Origin of the sequence: Pseudomonas sp. AP42, from assembly GCF_001728935.1 — a bacterium.
GTDB classification, from domain to species: Bacteria; Pseudomonadota; Gammaproteobacteria; order Pseudomonadales; family Pseudomonadaceae; genus Aquipseudomonas; species Aquipseudomonas lactis.
The window spans coordinates 127288-134503 of sequence record NZ_LYSO01000004.1 but is presented as its reverse complement, the minus strand read 5'-3'; the positions used below and the strand labels follow the sequence as shown (position 1 = coordinate 134503).

Genomic DNA, 7216 nt, shown 5'->3' with positions numbered 1-7216 from the left:
GCTGAACCACCGCTATCGCGGGGTTCCAAGGAGATATGTGTCGGTTGACAGGCCGTCAAGGGTTCAGCTTCGTATCGCAGGTCTGCAGATAGCTACGCTGCCATTTGGCAAGCTCAAGAATTCGCTTGCCTGGCCAATGCCGCCTTGGCCGCGCGCAGCCTGCGCACCTCTTTAGGGTCGGCCAGCAAAGGCCGATAGATCTCAATACGGTCACCGGCTTGTACGCAGCGCACCTGTGCATCCACGACGACCTTGCCAAATATACCCACCGGGCAATCAGCCAGATCAACATCAGGAAAATGCGCTGCCATTCCCGACGCCTGCACCGCCTCGCGCAAACTAGTGCCTTCAGCCACCTTTACCGCCAGCAACACCTGGCGGTCCTCAGCGGCAAACACCACCTCAATCTCAACCATGCAGTTGCTTGGCGCGCTGACAGAACGCATCCACCAGGGTATTGGCTGCCTGATTGAACAAAGGCCCCAAGGTCGCACGAACAATCGGCCCGGCATAATCAAACGAAAGATCCAGGCTGATCTTGCAGGCCTTGTCCGTCAGCGCCTTGAACACCCACACACCGTGCAGTTGGGTGAACGGCCCTTCCTGCAGGTTCATTTCAATGGATTGACCCGGCACCAGCACATTGCGCGTCACAAAGTGCTGGCTGAGGCCGCCCTTGGCCACCCCCACACTGGCAACCATGTGCTCGTCACTGCTCTCCAGAACCTCGGCCGTCGAGCACCAAGGCAGAAACTCCGGGTAACGCGCCACGTCGTTGACCAGGTCATAGAGCGCCTGCGCCGGGTAGGGCAACAGGGCCGAACGTTGAATATGCGTCGTCATGTGAGCGTTACTTCCACTGCTTAAGGCAAACATCGCGAAAGAACAGCCCAATCCGCGAGAGAAAAAAACCAAAGAACTGCCCGCATTGTCCGGGATTCGTCCAACTCGCTCAAGCACACAGGTTGACCGTAGCCGACACGCTCGCAACTCCCTATAATGCCGCCCCTATGGCTAAACAAAAGAAACACCCCACAGGGACCATCGCGCAAAATAAAAAAGCGCGACACGATTACTTCATCGAACATCGGTTCGAGGCTGGTCTGGTCCTGGCCGGCTGGGAAGTAAAAAGTCTGCGTGCCAGCAAACTGCAGCTGGTCGACAGTTATGTGCTGCTCAAGGATGGCGAGGCGTGGCTGCTTGGCAGTCATATCACCCCGCTGACCACCGCGAGCACCCACGTGATTGCCGACCCGGTGCGTACGCGCAAGTTGTTGCTCAATGCCCGCGAACTCGAAAAGCTCGCCGCAGCCGTGCAGCAAAAAGGCTACGCGTGCATCTGCTTGTCCTGGTACTGGAGCAAGCACCTGGTCAAATGCGAGATCGCATTGGGCAAGGGCAAGAAGGAATACGACAAGCGCGACACCGAACGCGAGCGCGATTCCAATCGCGAGCTGCATCGCGCCGTGCGCAACAAAGGCAAGGAAGAGTAATCCTTGTGACGGTGTAGCCCACGCGGGCTACATCCCTTTGCGCCGCTCCGCCCGAGCCACGCGCTGAACCTCCTGACGCACCTCCTCCAACACCTCCTGCACATACAGCAGATGCCGTGTCGAGACGTCGCGCGCCTGCTCGGCCCGCCCCTCGATGATGGCCAGGTACAAGTCCCGATGCTGATTGATCAGCATGTCGCGGGTCTCGGTACGCTGCTGGTACATGCCACCAATATTCGTCACCACGTTACGCTTGAGCAGGTCGAACAGCCCACGAATGGTGTGCAGCAACACGGCGTTATGACTGGCTTCGGCAATCGCCAAGTGAAACCTTGCATCCGCAGCGCCCTCCTCCACTCGGCTCACCTCGTCGGCGCGCGCATAGCAATCCTGCAACGCCTCGAACGCTGCGGTCAGCCTTTCACGGTCAACCTCCGTGGCGCGTAACGCCGCGTAATAAGCACACGAAGCCTCAAGCGTCTGACGAAACTCCAGCAGATCGCGCTGCGCTTCGGGATTGCTTTCCAACAAGTGCAGCAGCGGATCGCTGAAGGTCGAACCCAGGGAGTCCACCACATAGTTGCCACCGCCCTGACGACTGACCAGTAACCCCTTGGCCGCCAGCTTCTGAATCGCCTCACGCAACGATGGGCGCGACACACCAAAGCGTTCAGCCAACGCGCGCTCGGCCGGCAAGCGCTCGCCCGACTTCAGCGTGCCCTCGAGAATCATGCCCTCAAGCTGCTCGACAATATCGTCAGACAAACGGCGCTGACGCACCTGATCAAACCCCATAACTCAACTCTCCACCATCCCGACCACTCGCCGGGGCCCCTATTCTGGCCTATCGACGTGCCGACAGCACCTATCAGAACGCCTTCAATTTCGCTGATCAGAACACCCCGCCTTCCGACCTACGACCAAAGTTTCGCAGGCGGCAAATTGACACACCCCTGCCCAGCCTCTTAATCTAGCCCACAGCGATTGTAAATTGGTATTACCAATTACCCAAGCTCATCAAACAACAACAATCAGGGGCCACCCCATATGCAAACCTGGCAACAGCTTTACAGCCCACTCGGCAGCCTCGGCCTGTCCGCACTGGCGGCCGTCATTCCCATCGTATTTTTCTTCCTGGCGCTGGCCGTGTTCCGCCTCAAAGGCCATGTGGCCGGCAGCATCACCCTAGCCCTGTCGATTCTGGTCGCCATCTTCGCCTTCCAGATGCCGGTAGACATGGCACTGGCTGCGGCCGGTTATGGTTTTGCCTACGGCCTGTGGCCCATCGCCTGGATCATCGTCGCGGCAGTATTCCTGTACAAATTAACGGTCAAGAGCGGCCAGTTCGAAATCATCCGCAGCTCCGTGCTGTCGATCACCGACGACCAGCGCTTGCAGGTGTTGTTGATCGGTTTTTGCTTTGGTGCCTTCCTGGAAGGTGCCGCCGGTTTCGGCGCGCCCGTGGCGATCACCGCCGCGCTGCTGGTAGGCCTGGGCTTCAACCCTCTGTACGCCGCCGGCCTGTGCCTGATTGCCAATACCGCGCCTGTGGCCTTCGGTGCATTGGGCATTCCGATCATCGTCGCCGGCCAGGTCACCGGCATTGATGCGTTCAAGATTGGCGCCATGACAGGCCGCCAACTGCCGCTGCTGTCGCTGTTCGTACCGTTCTGGCTGGTGTTCATGATGGACGGCCTGCGCGGCGTCCGCGAAACCTGGCCGGCAGCCTTGGTGGCGGGCTTGAGCTTTGCCGTCACCCAATATTTCACCTCCAACTTCATTGGCCCAGAGCTGCCGGACATCACCTCGGCACTCGCCAGCCTGATTGCCCTGACGCTGTTCCTGAAAGTCTGGCAACCCAAGCGCACCGCAGGCGCACAAATTGCCGGCGCCACCTCCAGCGTAGCGGTCACTTCTAGCGCCGGTGGCTTCGGCTTGCCACGCAACACCGTGGTTTCGCCCTACAGCCTGGGGCAAATCTTCAAGGCGTGGTCGCCGTTCCTGATCCTCACCGTACTGGTGACCATCTGGACCCTCAAACCCTTCAAGGCCCTGTTCGCCGCGGGCGGTTCGATGTACGGCTGGGTGTTCAATTTTGCGATCCCGCACCTGGATCAACTGGTGGTTAAAGTCGCGCCCATCGTGACCAACCCAACCGCCATCCCGGCCGTCTTCAAGCTGGACCCGATTTCGGCCACCGGCACTGCGATCTTCTTCTCGGCACTGATCTCCATGCTGGTATTGAAAATCGATATCAAAACTGGTCTTACCACTTTAAAAGAGACCTTCTACGAGCTGCGCTGGCCGATCCTCTCCATCGGCATGGTGCTGGCATTCGCCTTCGTCACCAACTACTCCGGCATGTCCTCGACCATGGCCCTGGTTCTGGCCGGCACCGGTGCGGCCTTCCCGTTCTTCTCGCCATTCCTTGGCTGGCTGGGGGTTTTCTTGACGGGCTCCGATACCTCATCCAATGCCCTGTTCAGCTCATTGCAAGCCACTACCGCTCACCAGATCGGCGTCAACGACACCCTGCTGGTAGCCGCAAACACCAGCGGAGGCGTGACCGGCAAAATGATCTCGCCGCAGTCGATCGCCGTGGCCTGCGCCGCCACCGGCCTGGTGGGCAAGGAATCCGACCTGTTCCGCTTTACCCTCAAGCACAGCCTGTTTTTTGCCACCATCGTCGGGCTGATCACCTTGGCGCAGGCGTACTGGTTCACCGGTATGCTGGTGCACTGAGACCTGCACGTAATAGGGTAAGAATCGACGCCGGGGCATCCTGCCGGCGTCTGCTATTTCTGGAGGACCGATGAGCCTGCCTGCTGCTTTCCTGAGCGACGTCGCACAACTGATCCCGCAAGATCGCCGCTTCGACGATCCACTTTCCACCCTCGCCTTCGGCACCGACGCCAGCTTCTACAGACTGATCCCACAGTTGGTGATCCGCGTGGAGTCAGAAGACGAAGTGGTAACCCTGCTGCAACTGGCCCAGCGCGACCGCGTGCCGGTGACCTTCCGTGCCGCAGGCACCAGCCTCTCGGGCCAGGCCATCAGCGACTCGGTGCTGATCGTGCTGGGTGATAACTGGAACCACCGCGAAATTCGCGGGCAAGGCACGCAAATCCGCCTGCAACCGGGCGTGATCGGCGCCCAGGCCAACGCCTGGCTCGCACCGTTCGGGCGCAAGATCGGGCCGGACCCAGCGTCCATCAATGCTTGCAAGATCGGCGGTATCGTCGCCAACAACGCCAGTGGCATGTGCTGCGGCACGGCGCAAAACACCTACCACACCCTGGCGGGCATCCGCCTGGTGCTGGCCGATGGCAGCCGCCTGGACACCGAAGATGCCGCCAGCGTGCAAGCCTTCCGCCAGTCACATGACGCACTGCTTGAACGCCTGGCCTTATTGGGCCGCGAGACACGAGCAAATACTGAGCTGGCGGCAAAGATCCGCCACAAATACCGCCTGAAAAACACCACCGGCCTATCGCTCAACGCCCTGGTGGATTTCGACGACCCGCTGGATATCCTCAGCCACCTGCTGGTCGGCTCCGAGGGCACCCTGGGCTTTATCAGTGCGGTCACCTACGACACCGTGATCGATCACCCAAACAAAGCCTCGGCGCTGATCGTCTTCCCGGATGTCGAAACCTGCTGCAACGCCGTCACCGTGCTGAAAACCCAACCCGTCTCCGCCGTTGAACTGCTGGACCGACGCAGCATGCGGTCGGTGCAGGACAAACCGGGCATGCCTGCTTTCGTACAGCACCTATAGGAAAACGCCTGCGCACTATTGATCGAATCCCGCGCCGCTTCGCCAACGCTGCTGCACGAACAACTGACGCGAATCATGGCCTCCCTGGCGGCATTCCCCGTGGAGCAACAAGTCGACTTCACCGAAGACCCACTGGAAAACGCCCGCCTGTGGGCCATCCGCAAAGACACCTTCCCGGCCGTAGGTGCCGTGCGCAAAACCGGCACCACCGTGATCATCGAAGACGTGACCTTCCCGGTAGAGCAGTTGGCGATTGGCGTAAACCGCTTGATCGCACTGTTCGACAAACATCACTACGACGAAGCCATCCTTTTCGGACATGCCCTGGAAGGCAATCTGCACTTTGTGTTCACCCAAGGCTTCAACAGCAGCGAAGAAGTCGCACGCTATCAAGCGTTCATGGACGACGTCGCGCAACTGGTGGCCGTGGAGTTCGGTGGCTCGCTGAAGGCCGAACACGGCACCGGCCGCAATATGGCCCCTTTCGTCGAACTGGAATGGGGCAGCGACGCGTATCAACTGATGTGGCAGCTCAAGCGCCTGCTCGACCCCAGCGGCATCCTCAACCCGGACGTGGTACTCAGCGAAGACCCGCAGATCCACCTCAAACACCTCAAACCGTTGCCCGCCGCCGATGAGCTTGTGGATAAGTGCATCGAGTGTGGCTTCTGCGAGCCCGTGTGCCCATCAAAAGGCCTGACCCTGAGCCCGCGCCAGCGCATTGTGATCTGGCGCGACATCCAGGCCAAAAAACGCGCAGGGGTGGACACTACTGAACTGGAAGCGGCCTACCACTACCAGGGCATCGACACCTGCGCCGCCACCGGCTTATGCGCGCAACGCTGCCCTGTAGGCATCAATACCGGCGACCTGGTAAAAAAACTGCGCAGCCGCGAGGCCGACCGTACGAAAACCGCCGACTGGCTCGCCAGCCATTTCGCAACCGCGCTGCAAGGTGCGCGCTTTACCCTGCACGTCGCCAACGGTGCGCGCATGCTGCTGGGCGCTCCACGGCTGGCCAAGCTTTCGAGCACACTGACCAAGCTGTCCAAAGGGCAAATACCGCAGTGGACCAACGCCATGCCACAGCCCGAAAAAGCCATCCGCTTCAGCCCGGCAGTGACGGACGCGCGCCCGCGCGTGGTGTACCTGGCCGCCTGCGTCTCCCGCGCCATGGGCCCGGCAGCCGGCGATAAAGAGCAAATGTCGCTGTACGACAAAACCCGTCAACTGCTGGAAAAGGCCGGCTACCAGGTAGTCTTCCCCGACAACCAGGACAGCCTCTGCTGCGGCCAACCCTTCGCCTCCAAAGGCTACGCCGAGCAGGCCGAACACAAGCGCCAGGAACTGATCGGCGCCCTGCTCCACGCCAGCCGTGGCGGCCTCGACCCCATCTACTGCGACACCAGCCCCTGCACCCTGCGCCTGGTGCAAGAGTTGGAAGAAACGCGCCTGGACCTCTACGACCCGGTACGCTTTATCCGCACCCACCTGATGGACCGCCTCGACTTCACGCCCCAGGAAGCGCCCATCGCCGTGCACGTCACCTGCAGCACCCAACACCTGGGCGAGAGCCAGGCACTGATCGAACTGGCACGCCGCTGCGCAAAAACCGTGGTGATCCCCGAAGGCATTCATTGCTGCGGCTTTGCCGGCGACAAAGGCTTCACCACCCCGGAGCTCAACGCCCACTCCCTGCGCTCACTCAAAGACGCCGTGCAACATTGCAGCGAAGGCATCTCCACCAGCCGCACCTGCGAGATCGGCCTGAGCCAGCATGGCGGCATCGACTACCACGGCCTGGTCTACCTGGTAGACCGCGTCACCCGCACCCGCGCCCACTGACCCGGCAAAAAAACCGAACCCTGGCGCACCGGCGCAGTCATCTGCATAGGCCTCGACCAACGGGGCCAATCAGTGATGTCGCTGGCAGCGGTTGCACGCC

At 60.7% G+C, this 7216-nt stretch carries 5 protein-coding genes and 1 pseudogene; 3 read left to right on the top strand and 3 right to left on the bottom strand.

Annotated features, from left to right (window positions below; all coding sequences use genetic code 11):
• Positions 1–113: 113 nt before the first annotated feature.
• Positions 114–416 (bottom strand): RnfH family protein, encoded by a 303-nt coding sequence (locus tag A7K61_RS03095; protein ID WP_034133693.1) that lies wholly within the window; start codon positions 414–416, stop codon positions 114–116.
• Entirely contained in the window at positions 409–843 is a 435-nt protein-coding gene (locus A7K61_RS03090) for a type II toxin-antitoxin system RatA family toxin (protein ID WP_003194226.1), read from the bottom strand. The genes A7K61_RS03095 and A7K61_RS03090 overlap by 8 nt, the downstream gene beginning before the upstream one ends.
• Positions 844–1010: 167 nt before the next feature.
• Between A7K61_RS03090 and smpB the strand changes: the two genes are divergently transcribed.
• A complete protein-coding gene (gene smpB, locus A7K61_RS03085) occupies positions 1011–1493 on the top strand; it encodes an SsrA-binding protein SmpB (protein WP_003176160.1) in 483 nt (160 codons plus the stop codon).
• Positions 1494–1520: 27 nt separating this feature from the next.
• Here the strand turns inward: smpB and A7K61_RS03080 are convergent, their stop codons facing one another.
• Positions 1521–2288 carry an FCD domain-containing protein gene (locus A7K61_RS03080; protein ID WP_034133694.1) on the bottom strand — a complete coding sequence of 256 codons (768 nt, stop codon included), beginning with the start codon at positions 2286–2288 and terminating at the stop codon, positions 1521–1523.
• Between the two features lie 252 nt (positions 2289–2540).
• Here A7K61_RS03080 and A7K61_RS03075 point away from each other — a divergent pair, with 252 nt between their 5' ends.
• Together A7K61_RS03075 and A7K61_RS03070 are read left to right on the top strand one after the other, a co-directional pair.
• Complete coding sequence (locus A7K61_RS03075; RefSeq protein WP_003194231.1) at positions 2541–4235, top strand: lactate permease LctP family transporter; 1695 nt, start codon at positions 2541–2543, stop codon at positions 4233–4235.
• Between the two features lie 70 nt (positions 4236–4305).
• Positions 4306–7116: pseudogene (locus A7K61_RS03070) on the top strand (FAD-binding and (Fe-S)-binding domain-containing protein).
• Positions 7117–7216: the final 100 nt, after the last annotated feature.